Annotated in this window: 17 protein-coding genes; 6 read left to right on the top strand and 11 right to left on the bottom strand. The window is 50.5% G+C overall.

Going from position 1 to position 20,315, the window contains the following annotated elements; translation table 11 throughout:
* Nucleotides 1-210: 210 nt before the first annotated feature.
* Nucleotides 211-1,056 carry an amidohydrolase family protein gene (locus IE076_RS21910; protein ID WP_189438923.1) on the top strand — a complete coding sequence of 282 codons (846 nt, stop codon included), beginning with the start codon at nucleotides 211-213 and terminating at the stop codon, nucleotides 1,054-1,056.
* Nucleotides 1,057-1,085: 29 nt separating this feature from the next.
* Here IE076_RS21910 and IE076_RS21915 read toward each other — a convergent pair whose 3' ends face one another.
* Complete coding sequence (locus tag IE076_RS21915) at nucleotides 1,086-1,946, bottom strand: helix-turn-helix domain-containing protein (RefSeq protein ID WP_189438924.1); 861 nt, start codon at nucleotides 1,944-1,946, stop codon at nucleotides 1,086-1,088.
* Between the two features lie 117 nt (nucleotides 1,947-2,063).
* Here IE076_RS21915 and IE076_RS21920 point away from each other — a divergent pair, with 117 nt between their 5' ends.
* Nucleotides 2,064-2,999: a phytanoyl-CoA dioxygenase family protein gene (locus IE076_RS21920; RefSeq protein WP_189438925.1), complete on the top strand. Its 936-nt coding sequence runs from the start codon at nucleotides 2,064-2,066 to the stop codon at nucleotides 2,997-2,999.
* 57 nt (nucleotides 3,000-3,056) lie between these two features.
* On the opposite strand, the gene IE076_RS21925 is transcribed toward IE076_RS21920, so the two are convergent.
* The gene (locus tag IE076_RS21925) at nucleotides 3,057-3,440 is read right to left on the bottom strand and encodes a VOC family protein (protein ID WP_189438926.1); all 384 of its coding nucleotides are present in this window, start codon (nucleotides 3,438-3,440) and stop codon (nucleotides 3,057-3,059) included.
* A gap of 89 nt (nucleotides 3,441-3,529) precedes the next feature.
* Between IE076_RS21925 and soxR the strand changes: the two genes are divergently transcribed.
* Nucleotides 3,530-3,991, top strand: a complete 462-nt coding sequence (gene soxR / locus IE076_RS21930) for a redox-sensitive transcriptional activator SoxR (protein ID WP_189438927.1) — start codon at nucleotides 3,530-3,532, stop codon at nucleotides 3,989-3,991.
* 179 nt (nucleotides 3,992-4,170) lie between these two features.
* On the opposite strand, the gene IE076_RS21935 is transcribed toward soxR, so the two are convergent.
* The 6 genes from IE076_RS21935 to IE076_RS21960 are packed head-to-tail and all read right to left on the bottom strand — an operon-like array spanning nucleotide 4,171 to nucleotide 11,184.
* Complete coding sequence (locus IE076_RS21935) at nucleotides 4,171-4,755, bottom strand: polysaccharide biosynthesis/export family protein (RefSeq protein WP_189438947.1); 585 nt, start codon at nucleotides 4,753-4,755, stop codon at nucleotides 4,171-4,173.
* A gap of 34 nt (nucleotides 4,756-4,789) precedes the next feature.
* Nucleotides 4,790-6,196: an O-antigen ligase family protein gene (locus IE076_RS21940; RefSeq protein WP_189438928.1), complete on the bottom strand. Its 1,407-nt coding sequence runs from the start codon at nucleotides 6,194-6,196 to the stop codon at nucleotides 4,790-4,792.
* Between the two features lie 38 nt (nucleotides 6,197-6,234).
* Nucleotides 6,235-6,999: a metallophosphoesterase family protein gene (locus IE076_RS21945; protein WP_189438929.1), complete on the bottom strand. Its 765-nt coding sequence runs from the start codon at nucleotides 6,997-6,999 to the stop codon at nucleotides 6,235-6,237.
* A 5-nt stretch (nucleotides 7,000-7,004) separates the two neighbouring features.
* Nucleotides 7,005-9,281, bottom strand: a complete 2,277-nt coding sequence (locus IE076_RS21950; RefSeq protein ID WP_189438930.1) for a GumC family protein — start codon at nucleotides 9,279-9,281, stop codon at nucleotides 7,005-7,007.
* Between the two features lie 8 nt (nucleotides 9,282-9,289).
* Nucleotides 9,290-10,561, bottom strand: coding sequence for an outer membrane beta-barrel protein (locus IE076_RS21955; protein ID WP_189438931.1), 1,272 nt, complete (start codon nucleotides 10,559-10,561; stop codon nucleotides 9,290-9,292).
* A gap of 47 nt (nucleotides 10,562-10,608) precedes the next feature.
* Nucleotides 10,609-11,184 carry a hypothetical protein gene (locus tag IE076_RS21960; RefSeq protein ID WP_189438932.1) on the bottom strand — a complete coding sequence of 192 codons (576 nt, stop codon included), beginning with the start codon at nucleotides 11,182-11,184 and terminating at the stop codon, nucleotides 10,609-10,611.
* Between the two features lie 612 nt (nucleotides 11,185-11,796).
* Here IE076_RS21960 and IE076_RS21965 point away from each other — a divergent pair.
* Nucleotides 11,797-12,420, top strand: coding sequence for a sugar transferase (locus IE076_RS21965; protein ID WP_189438933.1), 624 nt, complete (start codon nucleotides 11,797-11,799; stop codon nucleotides 12,418-12,420).
* 267 nt (nucleotides 12,421-12,687) lie between these two features.
* Here IE076_RS21965 and IE076_RS21970 read toward each other — a convergent pair whose 3' ends face one another.
* Genes IE076_RS21970 through IE076_RS21980 form a run of 3 tightly spaced genes read right to left on the bottom strand, consistent with a single transcriptional unit; the run spans nucleotide 12,688 to nucleotide 17,953 of the window.
* Nucleotides 12,688-13,650, bottom strand: a complete 963-nt coding sequence (locus IE076_RS21970; protein WP_189438934.1) for a glycosyltransferase family protein — start codon at nucleotides 13,648-13,650, stop codon at nucleotides 12,688-12,690.
* Nucleotides 13,647-16,736: an efflux RND transporter permease subunit gene (locus IE076_RS21975; RefSeq protein ID WP_189438935.1), complete on the bottom strand. Its 3,090-nt coding sequence runs from the start codon at nucleotides 16,734-16,736 to the stop codon at nucleotides 13,647-13,649. The genes IE076_RS21970 and IE076_RS21975 overlap by 4 nt, the downstream gene beginning before the upstream one ends.
* Nucleotides 16,737-16,756: 20 nt before the next feature.
* Nucleotides 16,757-17,953: an efflux RND transporter periplasmic adaptor subunit gene (locus tag IE076_RS21980; protein ID WP_189438936.1), complete on the bottom strand. Its 1,197-nt coding sequence runs from the start codon at nucleotides 17,951-17,953 to the stop codon at nucleotides 16,757-16,759.
* Nucleotides 17,954-18,341: 388 nt separating this feature from the next.
* On the opposite strand from IE076_RS21980, the gene IE076_RS21985 reads away from it, so the two are divergent.
* On the top strand, nucleotides 18,342-18,662 hold the full coding sequence (locus tag IE076_RS21985; protein WP_189438937.1) for a hypothetical protein: 321 nt from the start codon (nucleotides 18,342-18,344) through the stop codon (nucleotides 18,660-18,662).
* A gap of 344 nt (nucleotides 18,663-19,006) precedes the next feature.
* The gene (locus IE076_RS21990) at nucleotides 19,007-20,149 is read left to right on the top strand and encodes a hypothetical protein (RefSeq protein WP_189438938.1); all 1,143 of its coding nucleotides are present in this window, start codon (nucleotides 19,007-19,009) and stop codon (nucleotides 20,147-20,149) included.
* Nucleotides 20,150-20,315 lie beyond the last annotated feature (166 nt).

Consider the following 20,315-nt stretch of genomic DNA (forward strand, 5'->3'; position numbering starts at 1 on the left):
GTTGTTTGATGAGCAAGCGCTGCAAAGCACCAGATCTCACAGCACTATCCCCTTACCGGTAGCACCGCAAACACACCTTCTAAAAACCGGAGATGAGCCTCTAAAAATTTCATGCCATTCTGAACAAAGTGCAAAAGAAGGAAAGAGATCTCCTTACCGTCAACACCCCTGCCCTCACTGTTAACGTGTTTTCCAAACAAGAGGTGAAGCATGCTTAGGATCGATGCCCACCAACATTTCTGGAAACTTTCCCGTAGTGACTACCGCTGGCTGACACCAGACCTGAAGGCCATTTACAAAGACTTCCACCCTAGCGACCTCCAGCCTTTACTCAGCCAAGCCAACATGGACGGCACCATCCTCGTTCAAGCAGCAGACACCATTGAAGAAACCCGGTTCCTCCTGCAAATGGCCACAGAACACGACTGGATCCTAGGCATTGTCGGCTGGGTAAATATGGAAGCTACTAACGCCCCATCCGTCATCGGCGAGCTTGCCCAGAACCCAAAACTCGTCGGCATTCGTCCCATGATCCATGACATTGCGGATGATGAATGGATGCTACAGGAGAGCCTGCGCCCCGCCATTCATGCCCTAATAGACAACAGCCTGACGCTCGACCTACTGGTGCGACCAAGGCACCTGCCGCACCTCAAGATTTTCCTCAACCGCTATCCAGAGCTACGCGCAGCCATCAACCATTGCGCCAAACCGGATATCCGCAGGAACGCATTCGAAGATTGGGCTGATCACCTCTCAGAGATCGCAGGCACGTCCTCAGTCTTCTGCAAGCTCTCCGGCCTTCTCACCGAAGCTCCTGAACACGCAGGCTTCGAAGACATCGCACCCTACGCCTTTCACATCCTAAACTGCTTCAGCCCGCAACGCGTCATGTTCGGCAGCGATTGGCCAGTCCTCCTCCTCGCAAACACCTATCAAAACTGGGTGGGTATGGTGGAACAACTCACAGCAGATCTGGCTCAAGCCGACCAAAGCGAAATCTTTGGAGGCACCGCCGCACGGTTCTACCTCGCCAAAGCAAGGGAGCTCCCCTGACACACCGGCGACTTTATATTGCCTTCCTTCTACCGACGAAACTGGGCCCGGTATTCACGAGGTGTCATGCCTTTCACCGCGCGAAACTGCCTGTTGAAGTTTGCAAGCGCCGAATAGCCCACATTGTGAGCAATCACGGCAATCGGCGCCTCCCCACCGGATAGCTGCGCGCACGCATCACCAATCCGAATACGCTTCAGATACTCCGAGACCGTCTGCCCCGTATGACGCTGAAACAGCCGGTGCACACCAGAAACACTCAGCGCCGCAGTCTCTGCTAGCTCTTCCAGCGGTAACACGCGAGAATACTCCGAGTGTATCAGCGTCAACACCCTGTCGATCCGCTCGTTCCCCCCATCAGCGCTGGAAAGCACCACCGGATCATGGGCAAGTTGCACCGCCTGTTCATCTTCGGAGAGCTCCGCCAATACTCTGAGAACAATAAACAGTCGCTCCAGAGAACTTTCTTCAAAGAAGCTTCTGATCTTCGGTACCACCCGATATCGTGCTTCCTCACTAAAACTCAGCCCTGCCAGCGACCGCTGAAACAGTTTCCGGACGCCAGCCAGCTCCGGCATCCCAAAGGTGATCCGCTCAATCCAATCCGGCTCAAACCAGATTACCAGCACCACATATGGTGCACGCTCATCAAGCTTGCCGCTGGACGCCCACGTATGCGGAAGGTTGGGCCCAAGCAACACAAGGTCAGCGTCTCCATACTCTGCCACATGATCACCCACATAACGCTGTCCAGTAGAATTCAACGTCAGTGTCAATTCATACTCAGGATGGTGATGCCATGAAAAAGGAATGCCCTCCTCAAGGCACCGGTTCATAATCTTGAATGAACCGTCTTCAGTGTCTGGCAATTTCTCCAGATATGACCGCATTTCACCCTCTGAAACTAGAAAACGCCAGAATAGTACCAGTATCAGCTGGTTTAGAACAACTCTGAAGTACTGGAAGCGCTACACTTTCAATCTCATCACAAGATCCGGGAGGAACACATGGACGCTGAACTGCTTACAGACGACCACTGGGGCTCTACCTCAACCGACACCCAGCTGAAGGACATCAAGAAGACACTGCCCCTGCGCGTCTTGTCCGAAGAAGACTGGCAACACTGGATCACCCGTGGCTACGTCATCGTTCGTCAGGCCGTGCCGCAGGAAAACGTGAAACGACTGGTCGACCTGCTTTGGGAATTTGATGAAAAAGATCCCAACGATCCGACCACATGGCACACCCCACAACGCCGTGCCCACAAAATGCAGGAACTCAACAACGCTGGCATGCTGGAAATCTATAACCACCAGTACCTGTGGGACAACCGCATGCAACAACGCGTTTACGACGCCTTCGTCGACATCTGGGACAGAGAGGACCTCTGGGTCAGCATCGACCGCGCCAACCTCAACCCACCCAAGAAGAACCGCGACGGCAAACCCGGCTTCATCCATTGGGACGTAGACACATCCCTGCGCCCCCTACCAATCAGCGTTCAGGGCGTTCTCTCGCTGGTCAAACAGGATGAGGAAACCGGTGGCTTCCAATGTATCCCGAAACTCTTTGAGGAGTTCGAGGAGTGGGTCAAAACGCAGCCGGAAGACCGTGATCCAAAGCATCCGGACTACGCAGGCTACGAGATCGAAAAGATCGAAATGGAAGCGGGCGACCTAATGATCTTCAACGCCCTCCTCGCCCACGGCATCCGGCCAAACAATTCCAGAGACAAAGTCCGCATCGCCCAATACATCTCCATGTTCCCCGCGGAACAGGATAAGGACGCTCTAAGACAGGACCGCATCCATCAATGGCGCGACATGGAGCCACCCAAACGCGCATCCTTCCCCGGCGATCCACGCGAGTGGGAAAAGAAGAACAGCAAAACCGCCGAGCTCACTGACCTCGGAAAGAAGCTATTGGGCTTGAACCTCTGGTAAAACAAAAAAGAGCGCTTCCCCTCTTGGGGAAACGCTCTTGCACCGGATTTATTTGCGCTACATGTAGCTTACCACCTCAAACTCAATTCCATCATCATCATCGAAGTAGAACCGGCGCCCCGGCTCATAATCAGCGTGGTTTCGGGTTTTATAACCACCCGCCAGCACCTTCTTCTCAACGGCATCCAGATCACCAACAACCACACCAACATGGTTCAGGCTGCCATGAGTGACGTAGTTATCTTCCTTGCTCTCATTCGTGTTGCCCAGAGAATAAACGGCGATGTAACTGTCATCCGTTCCAACATGAACAGTAGTCCCACCTGCACGTGCTGCGCCCTGCCAACGCACCTGCCAGCCGAACCAATCAGAAAGACGGCTCGCGGTTGCAATGGGGTCAGATACAGTGATATTGACGTGCTCCAAAAAACTCTTTGTCATCGCAATAGCCTTTCTTTTGACTTCTGATGACACCCTGTGTAGGACTTCAAGTTAGGTTTAAGTCAAGAACTAATTTTGAGAAATTTGTAATGCCTGCGACTGTCCTGACAATAGGTGAACTCGCTGACCGCACCGGTCTCACCACATCCGCCATTCGTTTTTATGAGACAAAGGGGATCGTCACTGCCAGCCGCAATGCCGGCGGTCAGCGCCGCTTCATGCGAGCCGACATCCGCCGCCTATCCTTTGCCTTGATCGCGCAGGAATTCGGCTTCACCATCAAAGAGATTTCCGACCAACTCGCGACCCTGCCGCCGGGCCGCGCGCCCAACAAGGCTGACTGGCAACGCCTGAGCCAACAGTTCAAACTTCACTTGGACGAACGCATCGCCCGCATGGAACGCCTCAGGTCCACTCTCGATGGCTGCATGGGCTGTGGCTGCCTCTCTCTGACAGAATGCAACCTCTACAACGCCGGCGACGCCGCCACCATCTACGGCCGCGGCCCCCGCTTCATCTACGGCGACAAATCATTTGCTGAGGATGATTAATCGGGCTGGTCCGTCAGTTCGCCTAACTCTTGGGACATCAGTCAATCGTACGCAAGAAATTACTATTTGCGCACCGAGCCCGTAGTTGAAATCAAAATCGTTGGACTACAACTGTGTCGCTGTGCCTGTCCATCATTATCCGATAATGGACAGGCACAATCACTTAAACATAGTTCAGATCAGAAGAACCGTTCTGGAATCCGGATGCTATCACCTGGTTGGATATGAACGCGAGTTCCGGTAAGCGCAACGGACACTTCACGGTCGGTCCCTACCTTGCGGATATAGACCGCTTTATCATTTGCACGATAAGAGTAGCCCCCAGCAATTGCCACTGCATCCTGAAGGGTCAATCCGGTCTTGTACGGGTATTCTCCGGGCTCCTTGATTTCACCTTGAATAAAGAACGGACGATAGTTCAAGACTTCAAGACTAACCTTTGGGTCTCTTAGGTAACCATTACGCAAATTTGCGACGACAGACTCTTCAACCTCACTCAGGCTTTTATCCTGAGCTGAAACTTTACCGATGAGAGGCATATTCAAGTTGCCCTGATCGTCGATAACAAACTCACCTGACAGTTCGTCTTCACCGTAGACAATCACTCTCAGCTTGTCCCCGGAGCCCAACTTGTATGCAGTAGGCTGGGAAACAGCAGCTGAGCTCTCCGTACTAACAGAAGCAACTGGAGCCTGCGGACCAGGAGCCACGCACCCTTGTAAAACAGCGACCAAAATTAGTAATGGAAGCTTAAACCAAACCATATTTTTCACAGCACTATAACCCCTGAAGCCCCTGCTATTTTCTTAGCTCGCGCGTAGTAAACGACTGAGAAACGCCCAAACTCAGCAAACAGATAAACACGAGCGCCACAGCTTGTATCTCTATACTAAAATCTACCAGGGAATGAATACCCAAAATGACGATCGAGCAGATACCGATGACTGGAAATTTCTTGGACTTCTTACGTGCATAAGTTCCTTTAACGCACCTGTAAAATGCCCATCCAAAGACAGCAAGAACGATAGCAGCTGCAGGTATTCCTAATCCTACGATCAGCTCAAGATAGCTGTTGTGTATTTTATCCCAAACGAGGTTCACTGGCAGATCACTTGAAGGATAGAACGGCATCATTGTCGGAAACGCCCCAAGCCCTATCCCAGTTAAGGGATAATCCGAAATCATATTGGAAGCAATTTCGTATACCTCTAACCGGTAGCTATCCCCAAAACCTTGGCGGTATAGTCTGCTGCCTAAACCTTGACCCGATGCAAATAGGATTGCGACAATCCCGCACAGAGCCGTTCCGGCAACACCGATCATCGAGAATGTCTTAGACCCATTAGCTCGTTCATCTCTGATCGAAAATGGCCCCAGAACCAGAAACACAAAGACTAGCAAGCCTGCGAGGCTACTCAGTATCCCCGCACGCGAATGCGTGAGCAACAAAGCTCCCCACAACATAATACTAATAACAAAGAACAGCCCCACCTGCCGCGAGAAAATACTCTCGACAAAATATGACATCCCATAAGAACCACCGCTCCTTCGCAGCTTCTTACGTAGCTCCGAGTAGCAATAAGCCGTCGCCGCGAGCGCGCACATGCCAAAGTATGTGGCGGCACTATTTCGGTTGACAAAGGTAGAAGAAAGATCAACCTTCGAAGGACGCTCTCCAAACCAAAGAATGTCGGTCGCGCCAGTGCTCAGCGCCCATGCACCGTAAAACGCATAGCCAAACGCGGAATATATGACCGTTTTCAGAAATAGTTCGGCATTCTCGGCATCTTGACCGTAATACAGAACCAACCACGCGAATATCAGATAGGATGTCAAGCGTACCAGGGAGAGTTCTGTAAGCGCAGCATTTGCCGTAATGCGACCATCGATAGACTGTTGAAGCGTCTGCTCAGCGTATGACCAAATGGGGTTGGACAGCCCCCCCAAATCCAGCGGCAACCATTGAATTACGCCCCAGGTCAACACAAAACCCACCGAGACCAAGGGGATCGCTACCTTGCTGAACTTCAACATAGAACGCCCACCACACGCCTTAGCAAGGCACCAGCAGACAAATCCAAAAGAGATAATTGAGGCGTTAATGATCCAGGGAAGCAGACGGTTACTTCCTAAAACTAATGGTGCCCAAGCTAACAATAGTACAATGGAAAAAATAGCTAATCGGTCAAACCACTTGGCAGTCATAATCTATGTATTCCGTTGATATCACTATTATTATTATCTTATAAGAAGCGTTCTGAACTGCCTTCCAACACCAAAACCGCAAGAGTGTTCGTCGCGTATGCGCCAGTATCAAGATTTATCCGGTTGGGCAGAACCTCAGGCTCAGCAATTGGGGTATGTCCGTGGACCACTCGTTTTGGGTGAGAACCGCTGTACTGCAGGAATTCATCCCTAATCCAAAGCCGATCGCTGTCCGTTTGCTCACTCAGCTTTCGTTTTGGTTTAATGCCCGCATGGACAAAATAGTAATCGCCCAGCTCAAAACTGCTTTCAAGCCTTTCAAAGAAGGCGCGTGGTGCCCCAGCCACCGCATCCACTAGTTGGGAGCGAATGTTTTCGAGGTCCCGACTTAGATCGCCACCACCAACGTTGATGCCGTAAGATGCAAGAGTCTCGCGCCCGCCATAGTTCAACCACTCTGACAGAGAGTGGGGATCACGAAGACACTGCATCAGCATTTCCTCATGATTACCCTTCAGGCAAATCCGGGTTCTTGAACCACTCGGTCCACCGCATAAGGTTTTTACGACCTCCGCGCTCTGTGGCCCGCGGTCAACGTAGTCTCCGAGGAAAACCTCAAAAACGTCGCCCTCAAACGTAGAAGCATCTCGATCGATCTTCTCCAGGCAGTCAAGCAACAAGTCATACCGGCCATGGATATCGCCAACAGCATACACGCGAGTGTTTTCGGGAACCGAAAACACTCGCGTGCTAGAAACTTCTTCAGCTCTTCCGATGAAGAGAGACTTGATACGATCGAACATGGGCCCTAAGCGGAGTACGCCTCATACTTATAGTATCCATAACCGTACTGGGCTTCATAGCGATAGCGCTTTGCACGGTTGGCATCATAGCTATTTAAGACCATTCCCATCACGCGTCCACCTGCATTGTCGATTAGGTCTTTAGCCTGCTCAACGACGACGCGGTCAGTGCGATCCCATGCAGACACCATAACAACACCGTCAACGTCCTTACAAAGTACCCGGCTATCAATCACCGGCAGAACTGGCGAGCTATCGATAATCACAAGATCAAACGAGTTCGCCACGCTCTCAATCAACTTCTTCATGACGTCGGATGAAAGAACCTCAGCGGTGTTCCACATACTCTTACCTTGTGGCGCAGGTAAAAAGTAGAAATTTGAACCGGGCTCATTAACGAGAACATCTACCAGCTTCGCCTGACCTGATATTACATCAATGATGCTTTCGGTTTTGCCCTTAGTTAAGGCATCTGAGGAAACCGGGTGCCGAAGGTCCGCATCAATCAGCAGTACTTTCTCGCCCGCTTTTGCTGCGTACTGTGCCAAGTTCAGTGATACAGTTGACTTACCCTCCCCAGGAATGGAGGAGGTCACCAAAATCGTCTTCACTGGCTTATCAACACCTGCAAATCGAATACGCGACCGCAGTGTACGGATAGCTTCTGCGTATTGATGCAGTGGATTATCGGCAGCATAAGACCCGATCCCTTTCGGAAGCGACCTGATCTTCTTCGTTTCATCAGCAGATTTGTTCTTTAGGCCAAACCTCGTTTTGATGTTCTGAAATACCGAAGAAAACCCCGCTCTGGAGCCAATCTTGTTCGCATGCTCCGGGATGGTCGGGATCATCGAATATAATGGAACACCCAAACGGTCTTCAACATCATTTTGCGACTTCAATGTGTTGTCAAATAACTCCAGAAGCAAGCTGATTCCGGTACCGAGCATAACGCCAAGTACAAGAGATAAGGCAACGAACAACTTCTTGTTTGGGAAGCTAGCAGATGCCGGCGTGACGGCCTTATTCAGAATTCGACTGTCAACGCCATTGATGTTTTCAGCAGCTTGAGTTTCTTTAAAGCGGGTCAAGAACGATTCATACAAAGCCCGGTTCGCAGACGCTTCGCGCATCAGCTCTCGCAGGTAAACCTGAGCCTGGTTCTCAGTAGAGGTCACGCTACGCAATTGCTCAAGATCTGCAGCAATAGATTGTTCACGGCTTTGTGCAACTGCAAGAGCATTCTCCGCAGTGTTCACAATGCGCTGCAATTCCTCAGAAATCTGTCTGTTGAAGTCAGCCAACTGCGAACGTACCGCGATAACCTGAGGGTGCCGCCCACCATACCGGGTCGACAGTTCAGCTTCCTGCCGCGCCACGTCGGATGCCTTACTACGAAGCTGGGTGATAACGCTCGACTGTGCAGCATCCGCAAAGGCAGCAGCTGATCCGCCTTCTTTCCTGACCTTTTCGATCTGGTCGACTTTAGCCTTGGCAGCCGCAGTCTCGGCTTTGGCTGCGACCAAGCGCTCGTTCAAACTTACAAGCTGACCTTCATTGATCGTATTTCCCTCAGCAACCTGGAGATTGTTCTGACGCCGGTAGATCTCAACGGCCTGTTCAGAGGCACGAACCTGCTCACGCAGCTCAGTCAGACGCGTACTGAGCCAGTCATTTGCCCGGCGGGTCGCATCGTACTTGGTTTCTAACTGATCAACGAGATAGGAGTCGGCAAAACCATTAGCTACCCGCGCAGCCATATGCGGAGAGCTTGCCTCATAGGAAACGTCGACCACGGTTGTTCGCGGCCGAAGCTTCACAGAAAGGCCTCCGAGAACCCGCCGGTTCAATCCATCGGCGGAGTCACTTTCTAGCGTGTCTATTTTTTCATCAGGTGCAGGAAGGACACTGGCCAAAATCCCAGAAATCAAGGACGTGGTAGAGAGGAATTCGGGCGCATCTGCCAAATTCAACTTCTCGATCACACGGCTCGCAACAGCATTGGAGCCCATGATTTCTATTTGGCTCTGCAGAACCTTATCATCACTTCCTAACCCGCCGAGAACGGCTTCAACATCCACCACATTGTTGGCTCGTGTCTCAATTAGGATCGATGTTGTTGCCGTATATTTCGGGGCAACAACAAACGAAAGAACGCCACCTAATATGGTTACAAAGAAAGTGACACTAAGTATCAACCTGTAATAACGCTGCAGAAACTGAACAACCTTACGCAGGTCAATTAGGTCTTCACCCTGCTCCAACACCTGATTATTTTTCATAGATTATGCTAGTACTTCACCACAAAGCTTACGCCGCCGATGTGGCGATCATAGCTACTGCCCACCTCATTTGAATCACGGTTCTCATAACCGTAAGATGCCTGAAGTGCAAGGTTCCGGTTCACCATATAGTCTGTGCGCAAACCCGCTTTAATGGTATCGTCAACCCGGTCTGTACCCTTGAACTCTTCACGCAGGTATCCGACGCTCGGTGTAACCAGCCAGTTTCTGCGGAATTCATAATCTGCGGAAAGGCCTACATTGGAAGTCAAAATACCAGAGGAGCCTGCAGTTGAGCTTTCTTCAACCAACTGGCGACCATTAAGATTTACAGTCAGGAGCGATGTTGGTGTCCACTCCAGATCCATACCATAGGAGAAACTGGAGATATCATCGAAGGAAGCAAGATCGTAATTCTGCTCCAGATAACCCAGACTTACGGAACCGTGAAGGGTACCGCGCATATCAAACTCAAGGCCAGTAAGCAGCTCGTAACCATCTGAGTCACGATTAGCAGCGCCTGATCCGTTCCAGTCGCGCTTGTTCAGCTCAGCACTCACAAAAGCGAAGAGACCAGGGGAGTACGCGTAAGAAACTTTAGAAAGAACGTTGTAGCGTGTTCCATCTCTGAAGCTCTGACTTAGCGACCCACCATTAACTGTTTCAACGGAGAAGTAGTCGTAATTCTCAACTGAACCAGTGGCGTAAACATTAACGCGGTTGAATGCCTTGGAGATACCTGCATTGGCTTTATACACGTTCGAACGAACACCTTCCTTCGCGCTAGAAGGTGTTGTGGAATCGCCTAGCTCGTCCTGATTAGCATCAAAACCAGCACCGAATGTAAGTGCAAGATCCCGCAGAACATCAACCTGACCATCTACCAAAGCATGACCAGTGAACGTAGATGCATCTTCATCATCAAATACAAACCGCTCACGACCAGAAAAATTGAAATTCAGGCTATGCCGTGAAAAATCTGAGAGGATCGACAGCTCCGGCTTCAAGAGCGCAACAAAGCTGTCTTTGCCGCCTTTCTCCGCCTTATTGACATTGCTGTCAAATTCCAGCTCAGAGGTGACAGACGGCAGATAGAGCCAGCTTCCACGCCGAATACCTTGAGCATCATACTCAGGACGCGACCTGTAACGCACCCGGTACTCTTCCGTCACGCCGGTACCATTATCTACCAATTCCTGAGCGGAGACACTATTCACAACTGCTACATCGACACTAACAGCAGCAAAACAGGTGACTGCCAAATGCTTTACAAGTCGCATCTTCGACATTTCCTACAAATAAATTCTATACACTAACGGGAAGGCGTTTAGTTCGGGCTCGGAAGGCTACCCGCACCACCACCGGAGGTTGTCGAAGGCGCTTGCGCGGAACGAACGCCAGCGGAAACACCGCTTCCAGCAAGGCCGGATTGATTACTCGCAGCATCAGCGGTGTTATAGGCAACCTGCAACTGAGAGCTTGACATTGCAGCCTTCTGCACAGCGGTTACCGCCGCTTCATTTCCACTTTGAGCGAGGGAACTTGCTGCCATTTGCAGACCAGTACCCAACTGCGCCACAACTGCTGGGGTTGAGACCTTTGCCAAAGCTGCAACTGACTGAGCCAATTGAGGCTGCTGGGCAACTGCAGCAGAGATCGCCTGAGCAAACGCGGGCGCCTGGGCCGAGGAAGATGAGGACAGCGCTGCACCGAGATCAGCCAGCTGCTGCGGAGACGCTGCGGCAACAAAAGCAAGCAAGTCAGCTGCGGCTGCAACCGGATCAGCCTCCACCTGAGAAACAATTGACGCTACAGATACTGTTTGCGCGAAAGCGTCCAGAGGTTGATACGCACCAAGAAGAGCTGCACCACTAACGGCAGCCGCAAGAATAAAATTTCGCATAGTTGTCCCAGCTCAATTCGAAGAAACCATTTATCTATGGTTGTAATTATCACTGGGATTTTTCACTAGCAAGAATGAACGGGGAATTTTTAGATATTTTTCAAGAAATGCGTTTAATTTGCCACTTTGCAAGTGCATTTTCACAACTATAGGTTTAAAAAATTAGGTAAACAGGAGCACTCTTATCGATAATCACCTAACAAACACATTGTGACTGATGGAGAAAGAGGCATCCCTCAAGAAACAAATGGCACATCCAATGATAAAATTCGACGAATCAAAATATTCACATTCCTATTTATATAAAAATTTAGTCAAATAATTTAAATCCACACTTTAATCTACATGAGCTGAGGTATTATTGACCAAATCGCTAGTTATACAATGATTCTCAGTCAGATATACGATCTCCGAATATTGATCTACTGCAGACTTATAAATATATCACTGCTATATAATCATATATGCTTTGCCCCTACAACTAACGCTGTAAATATTTGCCAGCAGGTTCCAAATTGTGTTAGTGCTCCAAAATTGAGTTGGTGGAATTAACTACCATAGGTAATTACGGGCGAGAAATTACCTATTAATTCTGAGTTTCTGGTGGGTTTCATGCGGCGTTTTTTCGATATCGTTTTTAGTGCCTCTATTCTGGTTGCAATGCTCCCAATCTTATTGGTTGTAGCGATACTTGTCCGCTTTAAGCTGGGAAGTCCTATTCTTTTCAAGCAAACACGGATGGGAAAAGATGGTCGAACCTTCACCATTTACAAATTTCGGTCAATGACCGATGAGAAAAACGCCGATGGTGAGCTACTGCCGGATCAGTGGCGCCTTACCCGCTTTGGTCGTTTTTTACGCACCTGGAGCTTGGACGAAATTCCTGGCTTTCTCAACGTTCTGACAGGCGACATGTCCGTCGTGGGACCGCGGCCACAGGATGTTGAGTTCATGAAGAAGTGCACCCCCTGTCAGCTACGCCGTCACGAGGTAAAGCCAGGTATCACTGGTTGGGCGCAGGTAAACGGCCGTAATAATATCAGCTGGGAAGAGCGGTTCGAGCTTGATGTTTGGTATGTAGATAACAAAGGTCTGTGGCTGGACCTCAAGATCATCTACATGACAGTAATCACAGTCCTTCTACGCAGAGGAATTTCCGCAAAGGGTCATGCCACGATGCCCGAGTTTAAAGGATCTGACAACGCTCCTTTATCAATCCAAAAGTCAGCTTCCTAAAACCCCCTGCAACCAACCCATGCTACCAGAAAACACTGAGATACAAACGAGTCTCGGCGTATGTGGATAGATTACCTGTCGTAACGGCCGACCAACAGGATGTGTTCTAACTCACTTCCCATTGTTATCATCGATATCATGAGTAAAAAACGCCGCCATGCTCAGCCCCACCAGACCTCAGCCTCCGTATCAAGCGATCCCGTCGCCCAAGCGCACAAATCTCTCAAATATCCTCGTACCGCAGAAGCCCTACAAGGCTGGGTCACCCTACCAAACATAACGCGAGCGAACCTTGTCCTTGAGGGATTGCAAGGGCATGCATTTTGCGAGTGGTCTGGCGATATGTCTGATAAAATCCGGTTCACGAGTCACTTGGGCTTCAACTACGGATTGCATCTTCCTGAGGGTCTTGAGCAATTTTTCCTGCACGACCTTCACTTTCGCCGATTCCACAGAATAGCGGCCAACAATATCCTCATAGGTAACCCCTTGCTTCTCGATCTGAACCGGTTCCTGCTGCGTGTCTAGTGCGGAGTAGTAGTCATGGAACTTGAAGATCGTTGTTCGTGCTTCGCTGATCCTGCCCCACAGATTGGGAATGCCCAACGCATCGCACACAATCAGTGGATGCATGGCGGTAGATACGACTGCTTCACACCTTGCAAGGTCCTCAAGGAATGGTAAGGCACCTTTTGTGATATCAAGGATAGTGCTCTGCGGAATCTCGCGCTGCATCTCGGAAAACAAAGATAAGTGCGCTTCCGCAAAATGCGGAACAATACCGACCTTGTACTTCTTCTCAATGGTGCGCCCTTCCAGCAGATGGTGGGCCAACAATCCGCCATCACCTAAAGTCACATGGGACATATCCTGTCCCATGACCTCCTGAAGCATATTGCGTGTTCCGAACCCTCTTACCGCCCAGGGCTTCAATACACGACGAAAGCTGTGTGGCTCGAAAGGTGCGACACTGCGATAGGATCCCCATTGGTCCCCCGGCATCCCGGAGGTGAAGACGTGGAGCGGAGGCCTAGTGAGCAAAAAAGGAAGATCATCGTTCTGCGTTGCAACAGCTCTGTCAAGAATTGAACCGATACCAAGCACCCTAGCCATGGCCGGAGGCGTATGCTTTAGCCTCCATTTACAAAGAACATGCATCAGTGCCACATTGAGCTCATCGCCGAAATTGTCGATGTCACACCAATAGTAATTGACTTTGAACTTACTCATACGCTCGCTCCGGAAAGCTCAGGCGTTTCCGGAGCCGGGCTTTTCACATTGAACAGGATTGCGTAAAGAACGGGCACCACGATCAGTGTGAGCACTGTTGCAAAGGTCAGGCCGCCCATGATGGTCATGGCCATGTTGACGAAGAAAGCATCCTGTAAGAGCGGAATAAGACCAAGGACCGTGGTTGCAGCTGCCATTGCGACGGGCCGCATTCTGCTGACACAAGAATCTACAATAGCAAGGTAAAGTTCTTTCCTCTCCGCTTGCTGATCTATCTCCTCAATAAGCACAATAGCGTTCTTGATCAGCAAACCAATCAGGCTGAGTGCCCCCAGAAGCGACATGAAGTCAAAGCTGCCTTTCATAACAAGCAGACCAGCTGTTATCCCTATGATCGCGAGAGGAACAGTCAGCCAGATGATGAGCGGCTGTCGAACAGAGCCAAATAGCAGGATTGATGTAATAATCATCAGGACAAACCCAACTGGCAGCGCGCCATAGATCCCCTCCTGTGCTTCTGAGGAATCCTCATACTCCCCACCCCAACTGAACGAATAGCTCGGCGGCAATTCGATCGCTTCAACCTCCCCTCGGATACGGTTGAACAGCGGCGTTGCCAGCTCCCCTTTTGGATTGGCGGAGGCAATGATGGTCTGCATACGGTTTCTGCCGCGAATGACGGTTTCTTCCCAAACGGTTTCAAAGTGCGTAACCACCTGCTGCACAGGGACGGATCGTTGCAGAACCGGGCTCCAAACTTCAATGTCCTGAATGTGGGTAACATCTTTGCGCTCTACTTCCGGTGGGCGAACCACAATTGGAAGCAGGCGCGTTCCGTCCCTGTAGATACCCACCTGGCTTCCCTCAAAGGCCTGCAATAGCGCCGTTGACAGGTCCTGTCGGTTAATACCCAGCTGGCGTGCAACCTTCTCATTAAATACGGGCCTGATCAGCTTCTGTGGTTGGCGCCAATCGGTTCGCACATCTTTGGATTCGTCATCCGCCCTCAGGATCTTCATTGCCTTGTCGGCGAGCTGACGCAGCACAACAGGGTCTGATCCGTGGAAGCGCGCCTCGATTTTCCCATCCCGTCCCGGACCAATCCGTAGCGGCTTGATGATCGGATCAAGCTGCGGCATTTCCTCATACATGTATTTCTGAACAGCCTCCCAGACCGCTGGTATCTGATCACGGGTCTCAGTCTGAACAATGATCTGCGCATAGGCCGGACTGTTCTCCTTTGGCTCGTAAACCAGCGAGAACCGCGCATCACCACCGCCAATCAGCGACGTGGTTTGTGTCACCCCGTCCTGGCTTCGCAAGAACTGTGAGACCTTGAGCGTGTCATCGCGGGTCTTGCGAATATCGGTTCCTTCTACCTCCCAGATATCAACAAAGAACATCGGAGTATTGGAGTTGGGAAAGAACGCCTGTGGCACGTAGCCAAACCCGTACACCGCAGCCACAAACAAGCTGACCGCCGCAGAAACCGTAATCCAGCGGAACCGTATGGCCGTTTCCAGCGCGCTTCTGTACCCCCTGTAGATCTTACCGTCGTATGGATCTGCTGCTTCGCTGTCATCGGTCTTTTTGTCAGGCTTTAAGAGCAGCGCACAGAGCAATGGCGTTGTGCTGACGGCAGTGATCCAGCTCAGCGAAAGCGAGATGAGAATGACGTAGAACAGGGAGCGGGCAAACTCACCGGTACTGGTCTGAGAAAGGCCAATGGCGGAAAACGCGAGAATGCCAATCACCGTACCGCCCAAAAGAGCCATCGCATTACTGGAGACCACCTCGCTGGCAGCTTTTGCCGCCTTCATCCCCGCCTTGATGCGAATGAGCATGCCCTCTGCAATAACAATCGCATTATCGACAAGCATGCCCAGAGCAATGACCAAGGCTCCCAGCGAAACCCTCTGAAGCTCAATCCCGAACAACTGCATGAACCACAGCGTCCCAGCCACCGTAATCAGCAGCACCGCGCCAATAATCAGGCCCGTCCTCAACCCCATAAAGAGAAGCAAAACCACAATCACAATGATAATGGCCTCAGCCACATTAATGATGAAGCCACTGACAGACTGGTCCACCGCCTCTGGCTGGTTGTAGATAATATGACCCTGAATACCGACAGGTATCGTTTCAACCAGCTCCTCAAATCTCTGCTGGATCGCCTTGCCTGTATTGACCACATTCTGCCCGGGTAACATCGAAATGCCAAGGGTCAGTGAGGGCAACCCATTGAAGTAGACCATCTTGGTCGGCTGCTCTTCATAGGCACGTGTGATTGTTGCGATATCACCCAGATAGATTGCCTTTTTATCGGCCCCTTCATCCTCCGAACTGATGAGTAGCCCACTGATCTCTGAGGCAGAATTAAACTCCCCCGTGGGTGAGATGCGAATGTACTCATCTCCAACCCTAACGCTCCCCGCATCTGCAACAACGTTCTGCGAGGTGAGCAACTCCGACATCCGCTCAGCAGAAAGGCCAAGCTCCCCAAGGCGGGCGCGGGAGATCTCAATATAGACCACCTCCTGCTGCTCCCCCCCAATCACGATCTTTCGCACACCGGGCACCAGAACCAGCTGCCGCTGCAGAGCTTCGGCTACATCCTTCAGGTCACGATAGGTATAACCCACCCCAGAGATAGCCAGATAGATACCGTAGACATCCGCAAAGTCATCCACGATCACCGGCTCCCCCACTCCGGGAGGAAGCTTGTGCCGTACATCGGCAATCTTCCGACGCAGTTCATCATAGATATTGGGAAACTCTTCGGTCGTATATTTGTCTTTAAACTGGATCTGAATATCGGAGTACCCGGGCCGGGAAATCGACATCTTGATGCGCTTGAGCTGAGGAAGTTTCTGGACTGCTTCTTCTATGTGGTAGGTGACTTCCTCTTGCGTTTGCTGCGCAGTCGCTCCCGGATAAGTCGTGATTATCTTTGCTTCCTTAATCGTGAAGTTAGGGTCCTCCAGCTTCCCCATTTCGTCAAAGCCAAGGATACCGCCGCCCACCAGAACAATGACCAGAAGCCAGGAAACAACTTTGTTTTTTACCGAGTAACCACCAATATCCATAGGAGTATCCTTGGTCTCTTCTAGTCTGGCTTCTCGTCTTCACCACTTGCTGCAGGAGCTTGCGAGGATTGGGCGTCCTGTTCTGCAGTCTTGCGAATGCTCACATCCTCCGGTCTCTCGACAGCCTGCTCAGGCGTCCTCATCAAACTGACCTTCATCCCCTCAACCAAGAACGGGACACCTGCGGTCACAATTCGATCACCGGGCTCAAGGCCTTCCGTCACAGCAATCTGGCTGCCACGAAGATCACCAACCTTAATGTGACGTTTCTCCAATGATTGGCTCTCGGGATTCACTACCCAGACATGCGGTGTGAGATCGTTTGTAGACACCACGGCTTCGGACGGAATGAAGGTAACGTTGACCGCACGGAGGTATTTTGTGAGGTCAATGACAACGTTTGCTGTCATGCCGGGCAACACGTTGATGTCTTCCGGTGTAGGCATAATATAGGTCGCTTCGAATGTACGGGTCGCAGGGTCCGCACTGGCGGCAACCTCTTTAAATTCCAACGCATATTCATTCTTGGGTGCCGCATCAAAGAACACGAAGACATCCGGCTCAATACTTGTTTCTTCCAGCTCTGCGGAGGCTTCTTTGACCAAAAGCATCACCTGTTCGGGAAGATCGAATTTTACCTCCAGCGCCTTTAGGTCCCTAAGCTCAACAATAACCTCTTTCGCCTGAACCTCTTCAAAGTTCTCAACAAGCCGTCTAGCGATCCGTCCTTTAAATGGCGCAGTTAGCGTTGTGTAAGCCAAATCTTGCATGGCCAAATCCAGCGATGCCTGCGCACTCTTCAGATTATATTCCCTGCGGTCCCTCTCTCTGACCGTAGAAAATCCTCGCTCCGCCAAAGGTTTAATGCGCTCAAAATCCCGTTTGGCTCGAAAAAGCTCTGCTTCTCGTTCCTGTACAACCAACTTAAAATCTGTAGGATCCAGCTGCGCAATCACCTCCCCTTGCTCAATTGCCTCCCCTTCCTTCACCGGCAAATCAACAATTGTACCGGGTACACGGAAGGACACTTCCGCGCGTCGTTGAGATTCAATTCGCGCAGGGAAAGAACGTTTTCCGCTGGTTTCCGGCGTTAGAACTTCAAAGGTTTTTACTGGCCGGATGACCTCGGGAGCTTCCGTCTGAGGCTCTCCACCACATGAAGTCAGCCCAAAAAGAAGCACGCCTGCGGAAACTGCATAGACTCCAAGTCTTAACATCGGCGAACACCAGTCATCGAGGGTTACGGAGCACGATTGATTTGGTTGCTATCTATGCCTTTTCATAGCGCTACAGCTTCTTTGTTATTTCTTGCTTTGACTGCGATAAGGCAAGCGCAGTTGTCATCAAGCTGAAGCGCAATTTCGATTAAATCATGTAAGTCAAGAGATGTCTACAAACCACCACGACAACAACTTCACAAGCAAAACAAGCTAAGCCCTAAAGCAATCTAAAACACACACAAGTACAAGCTATTGACTTTATTTTCCGTCTCTTAGGGCATTATTAATCAAAGTTGCAATTCCCTTAGTCAATTAGCGATTGGGAGATCAATTGCCAGCATAGTTTCCCGGAGAAATTCTCGGTTAGAAACAATCGGAGAGATTGATGTCTGAGAAACGATATGGCCCCGCAATCTTCGCCGGCGCCCTTTTCATGTCACTCAGTGCCAACGCCGGCATCTTCGGCGACGCACCCGATATCGTGGTATGTCCTTTAGAGGGCAACGCAACGCGGCAAAGCGGAAACGTCGTGTTCTACATCGATGGCACCGAGGATGACACCCCCTTCTACAAACCTCTCGGCAACACCCCGGTTCAGCTCTCCGTAAACTCCGACGGAACCCTGGAAACCCGCATCCCCAGCTGCTCCGGTAAAACCTTCGACGACCTAAAACAATCCGGCCAGGCCTTCAACTTTAACGACTGAACGCTGTGACTGAGAAGGTCACGGGAGCCGAACCGCATCTCACCATGTATCTGTGCGTACGCCCCCAGATTATAACCGAGTCCCGATAATCACTGCTTCAGGATTAGGAGCAACAGTCCTCGGGTGCCCCCATAAGAACCTGCAACCAAAAATATTGACGCTGCCGGACGACAATAATCTGACAGATCAAAGCTGAACCGCTACGCCTAAGGCATCTATGCTTATCTATGGGCTAGGATTGAGTGAAGATAGGACCCGTGTTTCGGGCTAATATCCGGCAGATCCACTCTTCTACGTGATTGCCTCTCGCAACACTAATCTCCTCATTGAAGTTAGACAGGCCTATGTCACGAAAGCTTTTCCTACATATCGGCAACCACAAGACCGGTACGACTTCTATACAGGAGAGCCTCCATCGAAATAGACAGTACCTAAGTGATCAAGGGTACAGTGCTTTTAATAAGCTATCAGATGAAAAGTTGCTTGAGCATGCGAATTCCAACAACTGGAAAATTCCCACGAATGCTAATAATTGGCTAGTATTCAAGGAACCCGCTTATCCGGGGGACATATCGAGCTGCATCGCAGATAAAGAGAAATTCGCAGCAGCTGTTGCAAGTTCGGGTCGCAATACAATCGTGTCTGCTGAAAATTTTTCCTGGAGCTGCTCTATAGAAGAACTGCAAGAACTCAGAGATGCACTCGCTTACTATTTTGATGACATATCAATTGTCGCTTATATTCGTCGTCAGGATCAGCAAGCCATCTCCTACCAGCAACAAAACTCAAAAAATATGTCGTTGCCGTCTCGATTGAAGTTCTTCGGATCAGACCCAGTTGCCCTTCCTGACTACCAGAAACACCACGATCGCTACCTTGATTACAACGTGAGGCTTGGATACTGGGCCGATGTTTTTGGCGATAAAAATATTAAGATCCGCGTCTTTGATAGAAAACACCTGATTGACGGCGATGCGGTCATAGACTTCTTTCATGTAGTTGGAGCAAAAATCCACCATGTGGTCGAGTCCAATATCTCCAGACCCTTTGCCGCTGTAAAGATAGGCCATCTATTAAATGAACTATCCATCACAAATCATTGGGTCAGGTCGGACCTTGCCAAAGCGCTCGACTATGGAGACAAAATGCTACCCAACCGTAAGCAGGCAGAAACCTATTACAGCCACTTCCGCGGAAGCAATATCACACTAAATCGCCGTTTTCAGATCACCGACCATCCTTCACTTTTTGGGGAGGATTTCAGTAGCTACCCAGAACACAGAACGGATCTTTGGGATGAAAACAGAGCGAATGAGGCGATAAAGCGCATATTGACGCTCTACTCCGAACTGGCAGATGCAACCAAGCTTGAAGATGCGACTGATCTGAGCACACGTCATTCGACAAGATACAAGTTCAACAAGAGCCTTGCAAAGCTGAAGCAGAATCCGCGGAAGTACCTGCTGGATAAACTCGGGAGTCGGTAACCAGCAGTGATTGCATGCAATTTGGAATCTGCTTCCCTCAGCTCACTGGGCACGCCAAGTCCGCACCACGAAAAAACCCGCCAAGCCGAGAGCTTAGCGGGTTTTGATATTTGGTTGCGGGGGTAGGATTTGAACCTACGACCTTCAGGTTATGAGCCTGACGAGC

Origin of the sequence: Pseudovibrio japonicus, assembly GCF_014651595.1 — a bacterium.
In the GTDB taxonomy this organism is placed as follows: Bacteria; Pseudomonadota; Alphaproteobacteria; order Rhizobiales; family Stappiaceae; genus Pseudovibrio; species Pseudovibrio japonicus.